The organism is Chelatococcus composti, assembly GCF_014201415.1.
In the GTDB taxonomy this organism is placed as follows: Bacteria; Pseudomonadota; Alphaproteobacteria; order Rhizobiales; family Beijerinckiaceae; genus Chelatococcus_A; species Chelatococcus_A composti.
The window spans coordinates 216,333-234,836 of record NZ_JACHEH010000001.1; the positions used below are offsets into that span (position 1 = coordinate 216,333).

The 18,504-nt window shown below is 67.1% G+C and carries 17 protein-coding genes; 11 read left to right on the forward strand and 6 right to left on the reverse strand.

Annotated features, from left to right (window positions below; genetic code table 11):
* Window positions 1–19: 19 nt before the first annotated feature.
* Window positions 20–1,552 carry an acyl-CoA carboxylase subunit beta gene (locus HNQ73_RS01170; RefSeq protein ID WP_183331433.1) on the forward strand — a complete coding sequence of 511 codons (1,533 nt, stop codon included), beginning with the start codon at window positions 20–22 and terminating at the stop codon, window positions 1,550–1,552.
* 67 nt (window positions 1,553–1,619) lie between these two features.
* On the opposite strand, the gene HNQ73_RS01175 is transcribed toward HNQ73_RS01170, so the two are convergent.
* From HNQ73_RS01175 to HNQ73_RS01185, 3 genes are all read right to left on the reverse strand, one after another.
* Window positions 1,620–2,825 carry a dipeptidase gene (locus HNQ73_RS01175; RefSeq protein ID WP_183331435.1) on the reverse strand — a complete coding sequence of 402 codons (1,206 nt, stop codon included), beginning with the start codon at window positions 2,823–2,825 and terminating at the stop codon, window positions 1,620–1,622.
* 141 nt (window positions 2,826–2,966) lie between these two features.
* Complete coding sequence (locus HNQ73_RS01180; RefSeq protein ID WP_183331437.1) at window positions 2,967–3,572, reverse strand: alpha/beta hydrolase; 606 nt, start codon at window positions 3,570–3,572, stop codon at window positions 2,967–2,969.
* Window positions 3,573–3,632: 60 nt separating this feature from the next.
* Entirely contained in the window at window positions 3,633–4,565 is a 933-nt protein-coding gene (locus HNQ73_RS01185; protein ID WP_183331439.1) for a ring-cleaving dioxygenase, read from the reverse strand.
* 291 nt (window positions 4,566–4,856) lie between these two features.
* Between HNQ73_RS01185 and HNQ73_RS01190 the strand changes: the two genes are divergently transcribed.
* The 4 genes from HNQ73_RS01190 (at window position 4,857) to HNQ73_RS01205 (ending at window position 9,133) form a co-directional block, all read left to right on the forward strand.
* Window positions 4,857–5,312, forward strand: a complete 456-nt coding sequence (locus HNQ73_RS01190) for a hypothetical protein (protein ID WP_183331441.1) — start codon at window positions 4,857–4,859, stop codon at window positions 5,310–5,312.
* A gap of 56 nt (window positions 5,313–5,368) precedes the next feature.
* On the forward strand, window positions 5,369–6,658 hold the full coding sequence (locus HNQ73_RS01195) for an MgtC/SapB family protein (protein WP_183331443.1): 1,290 nt from the start codon (window positions 5,369–5,371) through the stop codon (window positions 6,656–6,658).
* Window positions 6,659–6,740: 82 nt separating this feature from the next.
* Complete coding sequence (locus HNQ73_RS01200; protein ID WP_183331445.1) at window positions 6,741–8,744, forward strand: acetyl-CoA carboxylase biotin carboxylase subunit; 2,004 nt, start codon at window positions 6,741–6,743, stop codon at window positions 8,742–8,744.
* Between the two features lie 86 nt (window positions 8,745–8,830).
* Window positions 8,831–9,133 (forward strand): acylphosphatase, encoded by a 303-nt coding sequence (locus HNQ73_RS01205; protein ID WP_183331446.1) that lies wholly within the window; start codon window positions 8,831–8,833, stop codon window positions 9,131–9,133.
* A gap of 10 nt (window positions 9,134–9,143) precedes the next feature.
* On the opposite strand, the gene HNQ73_RS01210 is transcribed toward HNQ73_RS01205, so the two are convergent.
* On the reverse strand, window positions 9,144–9,725 hold the full coding sequence (locus HNQ73_RS01210; protein ID WP_183331448.1) for a TlpA disulfide reductase family protein: 582 nt from the start codon (window positions 9,723–9,725) through the stop codon (window positions 9,144–9,146).
* Between the two features lie 133 nt (window positions 9,726–9,858).
* Between HNQ73_RS01210 and speB the strand changes: the two genes are divergently transcribed.
* Both speB and argC read left to right on the forward strand, forming a co-directional pair.
* On the forward strand, window positions 9,859–10,821 hold the full coding sequence (gene speB / locus HNQ73_RS01215; protein ID WP_183331450.1) for an agmatinase: 963 nt from the start codon (window positions 9,859–9,861) through the stop codon (window positions 10,819–10,821).
* A gap of 244 nt (window positions 10,822–11,065) precedes the next feature.
* Window positions 11,066–12,043, forward strand: a complete 978-nt coding sequence (gene argC / locus HNQ73_RS01220; protein ID WP_183331452.1) for an N-acetyl-gamma-glutamyl-phosphate reductase — start codon at window positions 11,066–11,068, stop codon at window positions 12,041–12,043.
* Window positions 12,044–12,109: 66 nt separating this feature from the next.
* Here argC and HNQ73_RS01225 read toward each other — a convergent pair whose 3' ends face one another.
* Window positions 12,110–12,958 carry a fumarylacetoacetate hydrolase family protein gene (locus tag HNQ73_RS01225; protein ID WP_183331454.1) on the reverse strand — a complete coding sequence of 283 codons (849 nt, stop codon included), beginning with the start codon at window positions 12,956–12,958 and terminating at the stop codon, window positions 12,110–12,112.
* Between the two features lie 489 nt (window positions 12,959–13,447).
* Between HNQ73_RS01225 and HNQ73_RS18040 the strand changes: the two genes are divergently transcribed.
* On the forward strand, window positions 13,448–14,056 hold the full coding sequence (locus HNQ73_RS18040; protein WP_276513661.1) for an OmpP1/FadL family transporter: 609 nt from the start codon (window positions 13,448–13,450) through the stop codon (window positions 14,054–14,056).
* Window positions 14,053–14,703 carry an OmpP1/FadL family transporter gene (locus tag HNQ73_RS18045; protein WP_276514653.1) on the forward strand — a complete coding sequence of 217 codons (651 nt, stop codon included), beginning with the start codon at window positions 14,053–14,055 and terminating at the stop codon, window positions 14,701–14,703. Before HNQ73_RS18040 ends, HNQ73_RS18045 begins: the two co-directional genes overlap by 4 nt.
* Window positions 14,704–14,796: 93 nt before the next feature.
* On the opposite strand, the gene HNQ73_RS01235 is transcribed toward HNQ73_RS18045, so the two are convergent.
* Window positions 14,797–16,599, reverse strand: coding sequence for a PHA/PHB synthase family protein (locus HNQ73_RS01235; protein ID WP_183331456.1), 1,803 nt, complete (start codon window positions 16,597–16,599; stop codon window positions 14,797–14,799).
* 270 nt (window positions 16,600–16,869) lie between these two features.
* On the opposite strand from HNQ73_RS01235, the gene HNQ73_RS01240 reads away from it, so the two are divergent.
* Window positions 16,870–17,124 (forward strand): hypothetical protein, encoded by a 255-nt coding sequence (locus tag HNQ73_RS01240; protein WP_183331458.1) that lies wholly within the window; start codon window positions 16,870–16,872, stop codon window positions 17,122–17,124.
* Between the two features lie 120 nt (window positions 17,125–17,244).
* Window positions 17,245–18,462, forward strand: coding sequence for an LL-diaminopimelate aminotransferase (locus tag HNQ73_RS01245; protein ID WP_183331460.1), 1,218 nt, complete (start codon window positions 17,245–17,247; stop codon window positions 18,460–18,462).
* Window positions 18,463–18,504 lie beyond the last annotated feature (42 nt).

Below are 18,504 nucleotides of genomic sequence, written 5' to 3' on the forward strand. Positions count from 1 at the left end.
CCGACCGAGGGATAGGCGCATGAAGGACATCCTCGAGAAGCTCGAAGAGCGGCGCGCCGGTGCGCGCATCGGCGGCGGCGAGAAGCGCATCGCGGCCCAGCATGCGCGCGGCAAGCTGACGGCGCGCGAGCGCATCGAGCTGCTGCTCGACAAGGGCTCCTTCGAGGAGTTCGACATGTTCGTCGAGCATCGGTGCGTCGACTTTGGCATGGAGGGGACGAAGTTTCCCGGCGACGGTGTCGTCACCGGCTGGGGCACCATCAACGGCCGCACCGTCTTCGTCTTTGCCAAGGACTTCACCGTCTTCGGCGGCTCGCTATCGGAGACGCACGCGCAGAAGATCACCAAGATCCAGGACATGGCGGTGAAGATGCGCGCGCCGATCATCGGCCTGTTCGACGCCGGCGGCGCCCGCATCCAGGAGGGGGTCGCGGCTCTCGGCGGCTATGGCGAGGTATTCAAGCGCAACGTCATTGCCTCGGGCGTCATCCCGCAGATTTCGGTGATTATGGGCCCGTGCGCCGGCGGCGACGTCTACTCGCCGGCCATGACCGATTTCATCTTCATGGTGCGCGACACCAGCTACATGTTCGTGACCGGGCCGGATGTGGTGAAGACGGTAACCAACGAGACCGTCACCGCGGAGGAGCTGGGCGGCGCCAAGGTACACACGACGAAATCCTCCGTCGCCGACGGCGCGTGGGACAACGACGTGGAGGCCTTGCTGCAGGTCCGCCGGCTGATGGACTTCCTGCCGTCCAACAACACCGAGGGCGTGCCGGAATGGCCGACCGACGACCCGGCGGACCGGGTGGAGATGTCACTCGACACGCTCGTGCCGGACAACCCGAACAAGCCCTATGACATGAAGGAACTCGTCCTGAAGGTTGCGGACGAAGGAGATTTCTTCGAGATTCAAGAGGCTTATGCCAAGAATATCATAACGGGATTCATCCGGCTTGAAGGCCGCACGGTTGGTGTCGTGGCCAACCAGCCGATGGTGCTCGCCGGCGTGCTCGATGCTGATGCCTCGCGCAAGGCGGCGCGGTTCGTGCGCTTCTGCGATGCCTTCGAGATCCCGATCCTCACCTTTGTCGATGTGCCCGGCTTCCTGCCCGGCACGGCGCAGGAGTATGGCGGCCTCATCAAGCACGGCGCCAAGCTGCTCTACGCCTATTCGGAAGCCACGGTGCCGCTCGTCACGGTCATCACGCGCAAGGCTTTTGGCGGCGCCTATGACGTCATGGCGTCGAAGCACGTCGGCGGCGACGTGAACTACGCCTGGCCGACGGCGCAGATCGCCGTGATGGGGGCCAAGGGCGCGGTGGAGATCATCTTCCGCCAGGATATCGGCGATGCGGAGAAGATCGCGGCACGCACGAAGCAGTACGAGGACCGCTTCATGTCACCCTTCGTCGCCGCCGAGCGCGGCTATATCGACGAAGTGATCATGCCGCACTCGACGCGCCGGCGCGTGGCGCGCGCCTTCGCCATGCTGCGCACCAAGAAGGCCGAGCGGCCCTGGCGCAAGCACGACAATATCCCGCTTTAGGAGGCGGGCGTTGCGGCTTCGGGGCGGCGGAGACGCCGGCCCCTGCGGGAACTGACGGGCGCGGAGGCTAGCGCCCGTCGATCTCCTCCACCGTGCCGAGTGCCGGCTTCTCCACCTTTCGCAGCTCGCGCCCGATGCGCTCGACGGCGCGGAACACGCGCACGAAGTTGCGCGAGGCGATGCCGGCAATGGCGTCCTCCGACCAGCCGCGGCGGATAAGCTCGGCCAGGAGGTGGGGGAAGCGGCTCGCATTCTCCAGTCCCTGCGGCGTCGGGCCGCCGAAGAAGTCGGAGCCGATGCCGACGTGCCGGATACCGGCCTTGTCGGCGATATACTCGATGTGATCGCACAGCTGCTCCAGCGTGCCGCGTGGCCAGGGGCCCGCCTCGCGCGTGCGCGCCGCCACGGCGTCGTCCACGGAGATGTCGTGGCGCCCCTTGCCGAACTCGTCCTTCAGCGGGCGCATCCAGTCGCGCGACTGTTGGCTGATGAAATCCGGCACGAAGGTGGCCATGACGATGCCACCGTTGGTCCTGAGGCGGGCCAGCACGTCGTCCGGCACGTTGCGCGGATGGTCACACAGGGCGAAGGCATTGGAGTGGGAGAAGACGACCGGCGCGCGCGAGATGTCCAGCACCTGCCGCATGACATCGTGCGAGACATGGGCGCAGTCGACGATCATGCCGAGGCGGTTGAGCTCCCGCACGACGGCGCGGCCGAAGGCCGTGAGGCCGCCGTGGCGCGGCGCGTCGGTGGCGGAATCGACCCAGTCCAGCGTCTCGTTGTGGCAGAGCGTCATCAGCCGCGCGCCGGCGGCGTGCCAGACGCGCAGGGGCGCCAGGCTGTTCTCGAGGCCGACGCCGCCTTCCACGGCGATGAAGGAGGCAATCTTGCCGAGCTTCTTGGCCTTGGCGATGTCGCTGGCCTTCGTTGCCGGCATGAAGACGTCGGGGTGCGCTTCCTGAATGCGCAGGATGGTGTCGATCTGCTCCAGAGTCGTGCGGCCCGGATGGGGCACATAGGTGGGGATGAAGGCCGCCCAGAACTGGGCACTGACGCGGCCGGCGCGCAGGCGGGGAATGTCGGTGTCACCGTCCTGGTGCTCACGCGTCAGGTCATATGCCAGGACATCGCCGCGGACCGTGGGATCCTGGCGGATCACCCACGGCAGGTCGTTGTGGCCGTCGACCAGCGGCAGCGTTTCCAGAAGACGAAGTGCCTTGTCGAGAGCGTCGTCGCGCGTCGGCGACTTGCGAGCCGCAGCCTTTGCCAATTCTTCTTCCCCCTCGTTGGAGCCGGCCCCGAGGCCGGCCGCCAAACACTCGGACCCCCGACGGCGCTTGGCAAGCGACTGCGGGGCGGAGCTGCCGGGCGAGCCCTGCAGAAGATGCGGAGGCCGGCCCGAGTGGGGCTGTCAGCCGGCCTGCGCCAGCCAGTCTGTAGCGATGTCGAGATCGGCCCGCGTCAGGCTGTGTCCTGCCGGCAGTACTTCGTGCCGCACGGTGGCGCCGGCCCCGCGCAGCAGGCCCGCGAGTCGGGTGGCGTCCTCCGCGGGAATCATCGGATCGGCCGAGCCGGACAGGATCAGCACGGGCTTGCCGCCGAGGTCCGGCAGCTCGTCCGGAACGAGCGGCGTCATGGCCCTCAGAAGAACGGCGCCGGCGAGCGTCTGCGGTGCGAGCAGCATCATCGCCGCGGCGATGTTCGCGCCGTTCGAGAAGCCGAGGGCCAGCGGCTGCGCTATGCCGTAGCGCTCGCGCGCTTCGTCGACGAAGGCGGCCAGCTCGGCCGCGCGCAGCTTGATGTCCTCCACGTCGAACCGGCCTTCGCCGAAGCGGCGGAAGAAGCGGGGCATGCCGTTCTCCAGCACCTTGCCGCGCGGGGAAAGAAGCGCCGCCTCCGGAGCCAGCCTGCGCCCCAGCGGCACGAGATCGTGCTCGTCGCCGCCGGTGCCGTGCAGAAGGAGAAGGGGACGGCGCTGGTCGCTGCCAGCCTCGTAATGGTGGATGAAATCGGCCATTGCACATGTCCTGCCGTGCCCGAGGGGGGCGGGCACGGCTCACGGGGTTGAGAAACCTGCTCAGTCGAGCAGGGGCAGGGCGGCTTCGATCCGCTCCCGGTCCTTCTCGTAGAAGGGCGGCAGCTTGAGCGACGTGCCGAGCGCATCGCGCGGCTCGTCGATGGCGAAGCCTGGGTCGTCGGTGGCGATCTCGAAAATCACGCCGCCGGGCTCGCGGAAGTAGATGGAGCGGAAATAGTTGCGCTCCTTCTGCTCCGTCGTCGCGATGCCGAACTTCTCGCGCAGCGCCTTCGCCATTGCTGCCTGGTCCGCATCGCTCGCGGCGCGGAAGGCGATGTGATGCACCGATCCCGCGCCCAGCGTGCCGGGCAGGAAGCCGCCGGCAATTCTGAGGTCCACATAGGCGCCGACGTCGGCCTCGCCGCGGTAGCGGATGATGTTCTCCGTGCGGGCTCCCTGCACGAAGCCGAAGACCTGGGTGAGGACCGCGGCCGTCGGCTCTGGCCTGTCGACAAGCAATGTCACGCCGGCAAAGCCGCGTACGGCGGCCTCGGCCGGGACATCCGCCGTCGTCCAGGCATGCGAGCCGGCGAGGCCGGACGTGCCGACGAGCGCAAGGCGCGTGCCGTCCGGATCGCGAAAGGGAAGGACCGTGCGTTCGAAACGCCGCGTCGGGGCCTCGTGGGTGACGCCATGGGACACGAAGCGCTCCATCCAGAAGCCGAGCGCCTCCTCCGGCACGCGAAAGGCGACTTCCAGCGTCTGGCCGACGCCGGGCCGCCCCGGTGCCACGTGCGACCAGGGGAAGAAGGTGAGAATGGTCCCGGGGGAGCCCACCTCGTCACCGAAATAGAAGTGGTAGGTGCTGGGGTCGTCGAAGTTTACCGTCTTTTTGACGAAGCGCAGCCCGATGACCCGCGTGTAGAAGTCGAGGTTGCGCCGCGGATCGCTGGCGATCGCGGTGACGTGGTGGATGCCTGCCGAACGTGCCATGGCTCTGCTCCCTGGCGCCTGTTGCCGATCTTGCTGCCAGATGGCGATGGCGGCGCATATTCCCAGTCGCGCAAACCGCTTTTGCACCTCTACAAGCAGAGGTCGCCCTCATGATGGCGAAAGTTGCGCCGGCGATGGTGATGGTCCGTCAACCACGCCCCGTCAACAACGCTTAACCTGAACGAAGATTCACGATTGGCCGTTAAGAACTTGGCGAGTGGTTGGGCGCAGGATCGTTCGCGACAGGAAGCAATCACACCGGCGCAAATAATGCCGGGGAGGCGTCGAACAATGACCAACAAGAACTTCTTCCGTTTCGTCGACGAGATTCTCGATCGTCAGTGCATTACTGCAAAGGATGTGGCGCATCTCCAGCGTGATATCTTGCCGGATGGCATCACGTGCCGTGAGGAAGCCGATGTGCTCATCGCGCTCGACCGTGCCGTGAAGCACCAGGACGCGTCCTTCGCCGATTGCCTCGTGGCGATGCTCGTCGATTTCGTGGTGTGGGGCGAGCGCCCCACGGGCATCGTGCGCGGCGAGGATGCTCACTGGCTCGTCACTTCCCTTGGCGCCGGCGGCGGGCCCACCGTCAACGCCCTGCGCGTCGGGATGGAAATCGTGCGCGAGGCCCAGCAGGTGGACGAGGTGCTGCTCGCCTTCCTGCTGCGTGGCCAGGGCAACCGCCTGCGCCGGGCGCTGGGCGAGCCGGCCAGGCCCATGCCGCGCCGCTTCGCCGCAGCCTGAGGCGCGTGCGCAACATTTGTCTTTACAATCCATGCGGGTAATGACGCAGTCTGCGCATGGACCTGCACGATCTCTTCTACAGGCTCGCGGTGTCCCTCGCCGTGGGCCTTCTCGTTGGCGTCGAGCGGCACTGGCGCGAGCGCGACGCGCCGGCTGGCAGCCGCACCGCGGGCGTGCGCACTCATGCGCTGTTCGGCTTCTTCGGCGGCATCACGGCCGCCATGGCGCAGGCGCTGGCACCGCAGAACGAACCCGTGGCGGCCATCGTGGTTGTCAGCGCGCTCGCCGTCCTCTCGGCCGCGCTCATCACGTTCAAGCGGCGTGAGGCCGAGGCCGACGACAACTTCAGCGTCACGGGCGTCGTCGTCGGGCAGGTGACTTTCGTGCTGGGAGCGCTCGCCGTTCTCGGTGAGCCATCATTCGCTGGGGCAGCCGCCGTCGTGATGACGGCGCTGCTGGCGAGCCGCGAGGTGCTTCACACACTGCTGCGGCGCATGCGCTGGAGCGAGCTGCGCTCGGCGATCGTCCTCGCGGCCATGACCTTCGTGGCGCTGCCGCTCATTCCCGACGAGCCGCTGCCGCAGCTCATGGGGCTCAACCCGGCGCGTGTGTGGCTGCTCGCCATCATCCTCGCCGGTGTCTCCTTCCTCGGCTACGTGGCGGAGCAGCTGTTCGGCACCCGGCACGGCCGCCTCGTCGCGGGGGCCACGGGCGGGCTGGTGTCTTCCACAGCGGTGGCGCTGGCCAACGCCCGGCTGGCCCGCGCGGGAGAACCGGCGTTGCCGCTCGCCGCCGGGGCGCTGGCGGCGGGGGCGGTGTCGTTCCTCCGCACTGCCGTCATCGTGACGGCCGCTGCGCCGCAGCTAGGCCGGCTGCTGGTGCCAGGCCTGGGGCTTGCGGCGGCCACGCTCGCATTCGGGGCGTGGCTGCTCGCGCGGCGGGACGAGGCGACGGGGCCATCGGCCGTTCCCGAGGGTGGCAGCCCGTTCGAGCTCGTCGAGGTGCTGAAGCTCGCCGCGCTTCTCGCCATTGTGAGGGTGGTCGGGGATCTCGCGGGTGAGCATCTCGGCGCCGTGGGCGTCTACGCCGTCGCCGCCGTCTCCGGCCTTGCTGATGTCGATGCGGTGTCGCTCGCCGTCTCCAGCCTCGTGCCTGACAGGCTCACCCTTGACGCTGGCGCCGCGGCCATCGCCATTGCCACGGGCAGCAACACGGTTGCGAAATGCATCTATGCCGCCACGCTCGGCGGAACGGCCTATGCCGCCCGCTTCAGCCTCGTGTCCCTCGTCGGGCTCGCGGCACTTGCCGCGGGGCTTCTGGCCGCCTCTGCGCAAATGCCCGGATGAACATCCACCTTTCGCCGCAATTGTCCCCCCCTGCGCTCTCGTCTAGAAGCGTGAGGGGGAAACGGTCAGCGGGGAAGCGCCTATGTTCTCGAAGATCCTGATTGCCAACCGCGGCGAGATCGCCTGCCGGATCATCAAGACGGCGCGTCGCATGGGCATCAGGACCGTGGCGGTATTCTCCGAGGCGGACAGGGACGCCCTTCACGTCGAGATGGCGGACGAAGCCGTCTTCGTCGGCCCGGCGCCTGCCGCCCAGTCCTATCTCGTCATCGAGAAGATCATCGAGGCCTGCCTGCAGACGGGGGCGGAGGCGGTGCATCCCGGCTACGGCTTCCTCTCCGAGCGCGCGGCCTTCGCCGAGGCGCTGGCAGCCGCGGGGATCGTCTTCATCGGGCCGAACCCCAAGGCCATCGAGGCCATGGGCGACAAGATCGAATCGAAAAAGTTCGCCAATGCCGCCAAGGTCTCGACCGTTCCGGGCTTCCTCGGCGTCATCGAGAGCCCCGAGCAGGCGGTGAGGATCGCTGACGAGATCGGCTATCCGGTAATGATCAAGGCTTCGGCGGGCGGAGGCGGCAAGGGCATGCGCATCGCCTATTCCGCTGCCGAGGTGGCGGAGGGCTTCGCCCGCGCCCGCTCCGAGGCGGCCTCGTCCTTCGGCGACGACCGTGTGTTCGTGGAAAAGTTCATCACCGATCCGCGCCACATCGAGATCCAGGTCATAGGCGACAAGCACGGCAACGTGGTCTATCTCGGCGAGCGCGAATGCTCGATCCAGCGCCGCAACCAGAAAGTCATCGAGGAGGCGCCATCGCCTCTGCTCGACGAGGCGACGCGCAGGAAGATGGGCGAGCAGGCGGTGGCGCTTGCGAAGGCCGTGAACTACGATTCGGCCGGCACCGTCGAGTTCGTGGCGGGGCAAGACCGCTCCTTCTACTTCCTCGAGATGAACACCCGCCTGCAGGTGGAGCATCCGGTGACGGAGATGATCACCGGCATCGACCTCGTAGAGGAGATGATCCGCATCGCCGCCGGGGAGAAGCTGCGCTTTACGCAGGATGACATCCGGCTCGACGGCTGGGCCATCGAGAGCCGCATCTATGCCGAGGATCCGACACGCGGCTTCCTGCCCTCGACCGGCAGGCTCGTCACCTACCGCCCGCCGGCCGAGGGCGAGGACGACGGGGCCCGGGTGCGCAACGACTCCGGCGTTGTGGAAGGGGGCGAGATCTCCATCTACTACGACCCGATGATCGCGAAGCTCATCACGCACGCGCCAACCCGCGCGGCTGCCATCGAGGCCCAGCAGAGGGCGCTCGATGCCTTCGCCATCGACGGAATCCGCCACAACATCCCCTTCCTCTCGGCGCTGATGGCCCATCCGCGCTGGCAGGAAGGGCGCCTCTCGACCGGCTTCATCGCCGAGGAGTTCCCCGACGGTTTCGCCATGCCGAAGCCGGAGGGGGAAGTCGCGATACGCCTCGCGGCGGTGGCGGCGGCCGTCGACCATCTGCTCAACGAGCGCAAGCGGCGGATCTCGGGCCAGATGCGCTCGGCGCGGCCCGTCCGATTCGAGCGCGAGCGGGTGGTGATGTTGGGCCGCGAGGCCTTAGAGATCACTGTCGACGACAGCGACGGGCATCTCGCTCTCGTCTTCGCAGACGGGCGCAGGGTCTCGGTCGAATCATCCTGGCGGCCGGGCCAGCCGGTGTGGCAGGGCCGGGTCGACGGCAAGACGATCGCAGTGCAGGTGCGGCCGATCCTCAACGGGGTGGCGCTTGCCCACGCCGGAACAGCCGCGGAGGCGCGCGTCTACACCCGGCGCGAGGCCGAGCTTGCCGCCTTGATGCCGGAGAAGGTCGCTGCCGACACGTCGAAGCAGCTGCTGTGCCCCATGCCCGGCCTTGTGAAGGCCATCGCTGTCGCCGAAGGCCAGGAAGTGAAGGCTGGCGAGACGCTCGCCATCGTTGAGGCGATGAAGATGGAGAACGTGCTGAAGGCCGAGCGCGACGGCATGGTGTCGAAAATCCACGCCAAGGAGGGCGACAGCCTCGCGGTGGACGCGGTGATCCTGGAGTTTGCCTGAGCTGCGCCGGTGAGGCAGTCAGGCGACGGGGCTTCCGCGGCAGCGTCCTCGTGCTAGGCTGCCGCGAGCCTTTGTCGAGTTGAGCCATGACTTCCCGCATCATCGTCCGTGCCTTCATCAGGGGCCGCGTGCAGGGTGTCGGCTACCGGGCCTGGACGCAGCGCGAGGCGCAGGCGCGGGGGCTCGCCGGCTGGGTGCGCAACCGGCGCGAGGGTTTTGTCGAGGTTGTCCTCGCCGGGCCGGCGGGAGCGGTGGAGGCGATGCTCGTTGCCTGTGGCACCGGGCCGTCCGGCGCGAGAGTCGAGGCTGTCGAGCGCTGCGACGAAACGGAGAGCGCGCTCGTGCCCGCAGGCGCCGCAGAGGGCTTCACGGTGCTGCCGACGGTCTAGCGGCGAAAGGTCAGGCCGTGAAGGCGGCGAGGAATGCCTCGGCCTCCGGCTGCAGCCAGTCCACCGCGCCCGAGATGTAGCCGACGATGTCCCCTTGCCGGTCGACGACATAGGTGATGGGCATACCGTAGAGGGCGAAGGGGGCGCCCTTGCGGTTGCCGGCGTCGGAATAGGCGACGTCTCCCTCGGGATCGATGAAGACCGGCAGCTTTTCGATGCCGTAGCGCTTGAGGAAAGGCGCGACGGCGCTCGCGCCGTCCCTGTCGAAGGAGATGGCAGCGACGTTGATGCGGCGGGCATCGCGTCTTCGCGCGAAGGCCTCCAGGCGCGGCATCTCCTCCCGGCACGGCGGGCACCAGCTCGCCCAGAAATTGAGGACATGGACTCGTCCGTCCGGTGCGAGCCGGTGGCGACGCCCCCGGACGTCGGTGAGGGTGAGCGCCGGCATTTGCCGGCGCGGCTCGAGCCACACGAACTGACTGGAGCTCTGGCGCAGCGCAGGAGTGGCCTGCGCCGGCCGTGCCGGAAGGGCGAGGACGGTGGCGAGGCTGCCGATGAAGGTGCGGCGGGAGAGGGGACATGAACGCATCATCGCCCGCCCATAGCCCCGCTGTGTCGCCCTGCCAATGGCGCCGCGCCCTGATGTGAGGCATTCGCCGCCGGGTCCGCGCTTGAAGAGCCGTCGGCGCCGGCTATCCTGCGGAAGGACGCTGCGAGGAGACGCTGTGAGCCGCAACGATTCGATCCGTCCGCGCCCGACGGACAACGCCTTTCTTGGCCCGCTCGAGGGTGGCTCGCTGGAGCCGACCTATTCGGGGGCGCTGTCCTTCATGCGGCGGCGCTACAGCCGTGATCTCTCAGTGGCGGATGTCGTCGTCTGGGGCGTGCCGTTCGACTGCGCGACGTCCAATCGGCCGGGAGCGCGTTTTGGGCCGCAGGCCCTGCGCCGCGCCTCGGCTATCTTCGACGGCGATCCGCAGTTCCCGTCGGGGCTCGACCCCTTCGAGGCGCTCACGGTGATCGACTGGGGCGACTGCTCCTTCGACTATCGCCGGCTCGACCAGGTGCATGGCCTCATCGAGGCGCAGGCGGCGGAGATCATCGCCGCAGGCTGCCATCTGGTGACGCTCGGCGGCGACCATTCCATCACCCTGCCGCTCCTGCGCGCGCATGTGGCAGAGCACGGGCCGCTGGCGCTGGTGCAGTTCGACGCCCATCAGGACACGTGGGAGGATGACGCGGAGGGGATCTCGCACGGCACCTTCGTCACGCGCGCCGAGATGGAAGGGCTCATCGACTGCTCGCGCTCCATCCAGATCGGCATCCGCACCGTGGCGCCGGACGATTTCGGCATCGCTATCGTCGATGCCTACGAGGCGCGCGGGCTGGGCGTTGCCGGCATCGCCCAGCGCATCCGCGAGCGGGTGGGTGATGCGCCGGCCTATCTGTCGTTCGACATCGATGCGCTCGACCCCGCCTTTGCGCCGGGCACGGGCACGCCGGTGGCCGGTGGCCTCTCCAGCGCCGAGGCGCTGATGGTACTGTGGAGCCTGCGGGACATCGACTGGCGCGGCATGGATATCGTGGAAGTGGCGCCGGCCTATGACCATGCCGACATCACCGCCATCGCCGGGGCCACGGTGGTGCAGCACTACCTGCAGATCCTCGCCGAGCGGACGCGGGGGTGAGGGTGCGGGATTCATTGACACGGCAGCCGCTTTCCCGGATAACGGCGTCCATGATCATCGCTGCTTACAGCACGCTGAACCGACGCCGCCGCGCTGCCCCTGCGCGCGTGCGATGATGCGACCTCGCCTGTCGTGATCCGAGCCGCGCCCCGCAGCGCGGCTTTTTTGATGCAATTTTGTCCCCATCCTCTGCTACCACCGGCGCGCGTGAACGCCATCGCCCGGACAATCGTCAGGAGCCGTCATGAACGACACCTCGCTTCTCAACCCCGCGCGGTCCAGCTCTTCCGGCGCGCGGGCGCCACGCGTCTTCATCGACGGCGAGGCCGGCACCACGGGGCTTGGCATCCGTGAGCGCCTTGCGGCGCTGCCGCAGATCGAGCTGAGGTCCATTGCGCCCGAGCTGCGCAAGGACGTGGAGGCGAAGAAGAAGCTGCTCGCCGAGGTCGACCTTGTCGTCCTCTGCCTGCCGGACGCAGCCGCCAAGGAGACGGTGGCGCTCGTCGACGCGCTGGGCGAGGCGGGCCCGCGCGTGCTCGACGCGAGCACCGCCCACCGGGTCGCGCCGGGCTGGGTCTACGGCTTTGCCGAGATGGCGCCGGGGCAGGGTGGAGCCATCGCCAAGGCCCGGCGCGTGGCCAACCCCGGCTGCTATCCGACGGGTGCCATCGCGCTGCTGAGGCCGCTCGTCGACGCCGGCCTCGTGCCCGCGGACTATCCCGTCACCATCAACGCGGTCAGCGGCTATTCCGGTGGCGGGCGCACGATGATCGAGGCCTACGAGGCGGGCACTGCGCCTTCCTTCGAACTCTACGGCCTCGGCCTCGAGCACAAGCACCTGCCTGAGTTGCAGGCCTACTGCGGCCTCACGCGCCGGCCGATTTTTGTGCCGTCGGTCGGCAACTTCCGCCAGGGCATGCTGGTGTCGATCCCGCTGCATCTCGATACCCTGCCAGACAAGCCGACGGGGGCCGACCTGCAGGCGGTGCTCGCCGCCCGCTATGCGGTGAGCGAGCTGGTCTCCGTCGTGCCGCAGGACGACGCGAGCGTGACGGCCGGCAGGCTGGAGGCAGAGGCCCTCAACGACACCGACCGGCTGGAGCTGAGGGTCTATGCCAATGAGGCGCGGCGGCAGGCGGTGCTCGTCGCCCGGCTCGACAATCTCGGCAAGGGCGCCTCGGGGGCAGCGGTGCAGAACATCCGCCTGATGCTCGGCGTCTGACCTTCGCTCAACGCAAGAAAAAGGGCGGGCAAGTGCCCGCCCTTGAAGCGCAAACTTGGCCGAGGTTCAGCCCGGATAGGCGCGCACCTGCTGCCGCTGCGTGCCGAGACCCTCGATGCCCAGCTCGACGACCTCGCCACCCTTGAGGAAGCGCGGCGGCTTCATGCCCATGCCGACGCCGGGAGGCGTGCCGGTCGTGATGACGTCGCCCGGCTCGAGCTTCATGAACTGCGAGATGTAGGAAACGAGGTAGGGGACAGAGAAGATCATGGTCTTCGTCGAGCCGTCCTGCATGCGCTCGCCGTTCACGTCGAGCCACATGGACAGGTTCTGCACGTCCTTGATCTCGTCCGTCGTGACGAGCCAGGGGCCGAGGGGGCCGAAGGTCGGGCAGCCCTTGCCCTTGGCCCACTGCCCGCCGCGTTCGAGCTGGTAGGCGCGCTCGGAAACGTCGTTGCAGACGCAGTAGCCGGCGACGTAGTTCAGCGCGTCCTTCTCCTCGACATAGGAGGCTTCCTCGCCGATGACAACGGCGAGCTCGACCTCCCAGTCGGTCTTCTCCGAGCCGCGCGGCACGACGATGTCGTCGTTGGGGCCGACGATGCAGGAAGGGGCCTTGTTGAAGAGAATCGGCTCGCTCGGGATCGGCGAATTCGTCTCGGCCGCGTGATCAGCGTAGTTCAGGCCCACCGCGATGAAGTTGCGCACGTTGCCGACGCAGGGGCCGAGGCGCGTGCCGGCCGGCACGGCGGGAAGGGTCTTCGGATCGACGGCGGCGATGCGCGCGAGCGAGGCCTTGGTGAGCGCCTTGCCGGCGAGATCGGGAACGATTCCGGAGATGTCGCGGATCGTGCCCTCGGCGTCGACGATGCCCGGCTTTTCCGCGCCCGGATTGCCGTAGCGCACCAACTTCATGGGGTATCCTCCGATTGAAACGTTTCAAGAGCGGCGGAGTGTGCTGCCGTGTGCCGAGGACTGCAAGCCGGATCGGCGCAGAGCCGGTGCGCGCAGCACTAAACCGGAGCCTGTTGCACCAATGTCACATCTCGCGAAAAGTCGCCAGTCGCCGGCTTTTTCCGCTCACGAGAAGGATCTGTGGGCAGATGGAAAAACCGACATGGTTTCGATATAAACTGTCATTATCGAAACTGGATTGATGTTGTGCGGTGCAGCAACCAGCCTGTTTTGGTGAGTTTTCGTTGCTGTTTTCGCTGAAATGTCAGCGGTACATTTGTATATTCATATGTATGCCAACACATTGATTGTTCCACTTTGCCTTGGCAGCATGCGACTCAAGGGCGCTCCGCAAAGTAACCGACGCCTCAGTTGAAGTTATTGGTCGGGGGAACATCCATGAGGGATTATCATAAATTTCTTGCGTGGGTGGCGGTTGGTTCAGTTTCATTGATCGTTGCTGGCACCGATGCCCACGCGGGCTCCTTTGCCATAAGGGAGCAGAGCGCAACGGGGCAGGGCGCCTCGTTCGCCGGTGTCGCGGCGGGCTCGGCTGGCCTCTCCTCGATGTTCTGGAACCCGGCCACGATCACCATGAGCCCGGGCTTCCGTTTCGAAGGGCATGCGACGGTCATCTTCCCGGAAGCGAAGATCAATCCGGACCTGCCGACGCTCGGCCTTGTCGGGGCCCTCGGCGGCACGCCCGTCGGCTCAGGCAATATCGGCCAGACAGCCTTCGTGCCCGCCGCCTATGCGGGCTATCAGGTGACCGACCGTCTCTGGCTCGGCGTGTCGGTGAACTCGCCCTTCGGCTTCATCACCAAGGCCGAGCAGAACTGGGCGGGCCAGACCTACGGGCGCTCGTCGAAGGCGTTCTCCGTCAACGTCACGCCGACCATCGGCTACAAGGTCACCGACTGGCTGTCGATCGGTGTCGGGCTGCAGGTCCAGTATTTCGACGTGACACTGAAGCGCGCCCTTGGCGTCTCGCCGCTGGCGCCGGCGCCATTCTGGAGGGGGACGCCTATGGCGTCGGCTACACGCTCGGTCTCACGCTGACACCGTTCGAGGGCACCGAGATCGGCCTTGGCTTTCGTTCGTCGATCCGCCACCAGCTCGAGGGCAATCTCATCCTGGGGCCGGGGACGATCCTTCCGGTCAAGGCCAACGTGAATCTGCCCGAGGTGGTCTCCGTCGGCATCTCGCAGCGCCTGTCGCCGCAGTGGAAGGTGATGGCGGGCGTCGAGTGGACCAACTGGAGCAGGCTCAACGTCGTGCCTGTCACCAGCGCGGCCACCGGTCTGGCGGTGACGGCACTGCCCTTCAGCTACCGGGACGGTTGGTTCGCTTCCGTCGGTGCGGAATACCAGGTCAACGAGCAGCTCGCGCTGCGCGCCGGCCTCGGCTACGAATGGTCACCCATCACCGACCGCACGCGCGACGTTCGCATCCCCGACAACGACCGCTTCTGGGCGTCGATCGGTGCCACGTATCAGTGGAATGATCAGCTGTCCTTCGACATCGGCTACACCCACATCTTCGTCAAGGACACGGACATCCGCCTCGTGCCCGGCAATCCACAGTTCTCGGCGCTGCCCTTCGTCGCCGAGTCGAAGCCGACGGTCGACATCGTCTCCGTGGCGCTCAAATACCGGTGGGACAAGCCGGAGCGACCGATCCCGGCGCCCGTCGTGCGCAAGTACTGACCTTGCCCTTCCGCGGCCGGCCGGGGCGGTCGCAGTTTCCGGAACTCAAAGGCCGGCGGGATGACCGCCGGCCTCTTGCGTGGGTGTTCCGTTTCAGGCGCGCATCTTCACATAGGTGCCGGGGGCGTCGCACAGGGGCTCGAGTGGCCCCGCAGCCGGGTCGCGCGCCTTGACCCGCTCCGGGTTCTGGGCGGCGATCCAGTCGATCCAGTCCGGCCACCATGAGCCGGGCACTTCCTGCGCCTCCTTCAGCCAGTCCTCCAGCTCGCCGCGCGGCTTGCCATTGACCCAGTGCTGGTACTTGGATTTGGCCGGCGGGTTGATGACGCCGGCGATGTGGCCCGAGCCTGCGAGCACGAAGCGGATGCGCCCGCCGAAGAGCTGCGAGCCGAGAAACACCGAGCGGGCGGGGGCGATGTGATCCTCGCGCGTGGCCAGATGATAGGTCGGGATGGTGACATCCGGCAGTTCCAGCCGCGTGTTGCCGAAGGTCATGCGGCCCCTGGCGAGATTATTCTTCAGGTAGCACTCGCGCATGTAGAACGAGTGGTTGGCCGCCGGCATCCGGGTCGAATCGGAGTTCCAGTAGAGCAGGTCAAACGGCATCGGCGAGATGCCGCGCACGTAGTTGTTGACCACGTAGGGCCAGATGAGGTCGTTCGGCCGCAGCATGTTGAAGGCGGCGGCCATGCGCGAGCCTTCCAGATAGCCGCGCTTCGCCATCTCTTCTTCGATGGCCCTGATCTGCTCCTCGTCGACGAAGACCTTGAGGTCGCCTGCGTGGGTGAAGTCCACCTGCGTGGTGAGGAAGGTGGCGGACGCGATGCGCTCGTCGCCGTTTGCGGCCATATAGGCGAGCGTGGCCGCCAGCAGCGTGCCGCCCACGCAGTAGCCAACGGCGGACACCTCCTCCTCGCCCGTGTTGCGGGTGATGGCGTCAAGGGCGGCAAAGATGCCCTCGCGCATGTAGTCCTCGAAGCTTTTCCCGGCCAACCGTTCGTCGGGATTGACCCAGGAGATGCAGAACACCGTCAGGCCCTGGTCCACCGCCCAGCGGATGAAGGATTTGTCCGGCGTGAGATCGAGGATGTAGTACTTGTTGATCCACGGCGGCACGATGAGGAGCGGCCGCCGCAGCACCTTCTCGGTCGTCGGGCTGTACTGGAGCAGCTCGATGAGATCGTTGCGGAAGATGACCTTGCCGGGCGTGTTGGCCAGATTGACACCCACCTCGAACTTGGTCGGGTCAGACTGGCGCACCTTGAGTTGCCCGCCGCCGGCCTCGATGTCCTCGGCCAGCATCTGCATGCCGCGCACCAGGTTGGCGCCGTTCTCGCGCAGGGTAGTGCGGATGAGCTCCGGGTTGGTGGCGATGAAATTGGACGGCGCGAGCGCGCTGGCGATCTGGCGCACGTAGAACTGCGCCTTGTGGCGGGTGTGCTCGTCGAGCCCCTCGGCCTGGGACGCAAGCCGGTCTGCCCAGTCGACCGTCAGCAGGTAGGCCTGCTTGATGAAGTCGAAGAGCGGGTTTTCGTCCCACTCTGGGTCGGCGAAGCGCCGGTCCTTCGGATCGGGTTTGATCACCGGCTCGGCTTGTTCGCCCTGCATGCGCTTGAGCGTCGCTGCCCACAGCTCGATGAAGCGGGAGGTGAGGGAGGACTGGGCCTCGATCGCCTTCTGCGGATCGGACATCCACTTCTCGGCCACGTGGCCAAGCGTCTTGACGATCTCGCCGACCTCGTCGGCCGCTCCGCCCTTGGCGCGGCCTTCCTCGAAAGGCTTGAGATAGGCTACCGCCACCCGGCCGGCCTCCTCGACGAACCGGGCCATGTTGCGCGACAGGGCCTCGAAATCCGGCATCGGCGCATCGGGGCGCCGGTCGGCCTGATCAGTCATGCGCCCTCCGCCTCTGTCGTCGACGGCATCTCGATCCGTTCCCTTTTCGCTCATATTAACCGACAATCCGTGACATGGGCATCATTGACGGGCATCAATGCCGGCCTCAACAGCGCACATCGTATGAGAGACTTGTTGCAGATGGTCCTTTCACAAGAGTTCATAATGAGGAGACGTTCGCTGCGAAGCATTGAGCGGAGCCGCGCGTGCCGTCTCCTGCCTGCGCTGCTAACGCTTGCCCTGGCAGCCTGCACGAGCGGTGGCGAGGCTGTGCGGAGCATCGCCGTCGCCACCGGGCTTCGCGCCGAGACGCCCCAGGCGGCCGAGTTCGTCACCCAGTCGCGGCCCGAGAACCTTGACTACATGCCCATCGGCGTGCAGCCACCGGAACGTGCCACGCGGCCGCGCGACGCCAAGGGGACGGAGCAGCTCAAGCAGGAGTTGGAAGCACGGCGACGGGCAAACGAGGCCGCCGCGGCCGAGGCGAGGTCCCTGTCGTCCGCGCCGGCGCAGGGAGCGCAATGAGGCGGCTGTCTTGCCGCAGGCGCGAAAAAACGTTCCGCCTTTGGCAAGCCGGGTGCTAAATCAGGGCTGCCGCGCCGGAAGGATCGAGACGCGTGGCCCGATTCAGGGACTTGAGTAGCCATGACCGATTTTCACCGCATCAAGCGTCTGCCGCCTTATGTCTTCGAGCAGGTGAACCGGATCAAGGCCGCTGCCCGAGCTAACGGGGCCGACATCATCGACCTGGGCATGGGCAATCCCGATCTGCCGGCGCCGCGTCATGTCATCGAAAAACTGGTTGAGACCGCCGGCAAGCCGCGTACCGACCGTTACTCCGCCTCCAAGGGGATCAGCGGGCTGCGCCGTGCGCAGGCGGGCTATTATGAGCGCCGCTTCGGCGTGAAGCTCGACCCGGAAACCCAGGTCGTCGCCACGCTCGGCTCGAAGGAGGGCTTCGCCAACATGGCGCAGGCCATCACCGGGCCCGGCGATGTCGTGCTCGTTCCCAACCCGAGCTATCCGATCCATGCCTTCGGCTTCCTGATGGCCGGCGGCGTGATCAGGTCCGTCCCGGCGGAGCCGACGCCGGCCTTCTTCCCCGCGCTGGAGCGCGCGGTGGTCCACTCCATCCCCAAGCCCATCGCGGTCGTCGTCTGCTATCCGTCGAACCCGACGGCCTATGTGGCGTCGCTCGACTTCTACAAGGACCTCGTGGCCTTCGCGAAGAAGCACGAGCTCATTGTCCTGTCGGATCTCGCCTATGCCGAGGTCTATTTCGACGGGGAGCCGCCGCCGTCGGTGCTGCAGGTGCCCGGCGCCATGGATGTGACGGTCGAGTTCACCTCGATGTCGAAGACCTATTCCATGGCCGGCTGGCGCATCGGCTTCGCGGTGGGCAACGAGCGGCTGCTGGCGGCGCTTGCGCGTGTGAAGTCCTATCTCGACTATGGTGCCTACACCCCCGTGCAGGTGGCCGCGACGGCGGCCCTTAACGGGCCGGACGACTGCATCGTCGAGATGCGCGACACCTATCGCCGGCGCCGTGACGCGCTGGTCGAATCCTTTGGCCGGGCGGGCTGGCCCATTCCCGTGCCGCGCGCCTCGATGTTCGCCTGGGTGCCGATTCCGGAGCAATTCCGCAGCCTCGGCAGCCTTGAGTTCTCCAAGCTGCTCGTCGAGAAGGCTGATGTCGCGGTTGCGCCGGGCATCGGCTTCGGCGAGTACGGCGACGACTATGTGCGTATCGCCCTTGTGGAGAATGAGCAGCGCATCCGGCAGGCCGCGCGCAACATCCGCCGCTTCCTTGAAACGGCAGACAAAACGTTGCACAACGTGGTCCCGCTCGCGGCCCGGCGCTGAGCCGCCGGCCGCACCGGATCCTGCCTTCGTTCCCGCGAGACT